The 789-nt window shown below is 53.1% G+C and carries 2 protein-coding genes; both read left to right on the forward strand.

Annotation, left to right across the window (positions count from 1 at the left end; genetic code table 11):
• Positions 1–309, forward strand: a 309-nt coding sequence (gene sdhC / locus AC1QQ2_RS14625) for a succinate dehydrogenase, cytochrome b556 subunit (protein WP_479713695.1), incomplete at its 5' end; no start/stop codon positions are given.
• Positions 310–318: 9 nt separating this feature from the next.
• Positions 319–738 carry a succinate dehydrogenase hydrophobic membrane anchor subunit gene (locus AC1QQ2_RS14630; protein ID WP_479713696.1) on the forward strand — a complete coding sequence of 140 codons (420 nt, stop codon included), beginning with the start codon at positions 319–321 and terminating at the stop codon, positions 736–738.
• Positions 739–789 lie beyond the last annotated feature (51 nt).

The raw sequence follows: 789 nt of genomic DNA on the forward strand, positions 1-789 counted from the left end.
ATTTCCGGTGTGGGTATTTTCTTCTTTTTGCTCGTTCACGTTCTCGACACCGCCCTGGTGCGCGTCAGCCCAGAGGCGTACAACGTGGTTATCGAGTCCTACAAAACCCCAATCATTGGCATCGCAGAGCTTGGCCTTGTAGGCGCAATTTTGTTCCACGGCCTCAACGGTCTAAGGGTCATCGCCGTTGACTTCTGGTCCAAGGGCGTCAAATACCAGGCGATCATGTTCTGGGCCGTACTTGCTATCACCATCGTGCTGGTTGCTGCCTTCACCCCCGTCCACCTAGCAAGAGTGTTTAGCCACTAGGAGGTCATGATGAGCGTTGTAATCGAAACCCCAAACTCCCCAAGGACCAAAAAGCAGGCCAACTGGGAAAAGTACGGCTGGCTATTCATGCGAGTCAGCGGACCGCTACTCATTGTTCTGGTCTTCACCCACCTGGTCGTAAACCTGGTTTTGGGTGAAGGCATCAAGGCCATCGACTTTGCATTTGTCGCTGGAAAGTGGGCTGACCCGTTCTGGCAGTGGTGGGACATGATCCACGGCACCAACGGCATGCGCACCATCGTCAACGACTACACCGAGCGAGTAAAGGTTCGTAACGCACTGAACACCACGCTATGGGCAGTTTGTGCACTACTGATCTTGCTAGGAACCCTAGTTATCTTCACCTTTGACCCTTGCCCAGCAGGAGCGGCAGCTGAGCTGTTGCCATCTTTCTGCCCAGTGAACTAAGAACAGGAAAAGTACTTGGCTACTAAGGAACAGGACAACGTCACCTATCAC

This window comes from Aestuarium sp. (assembly GCF_023253315.1).
GTDB lineage: Bacteria > Pseudomonadota > Alphaproteobacteria > Rhodobacterales > Rhodobacteraceae > Marivivens > Marivivens donghaensis.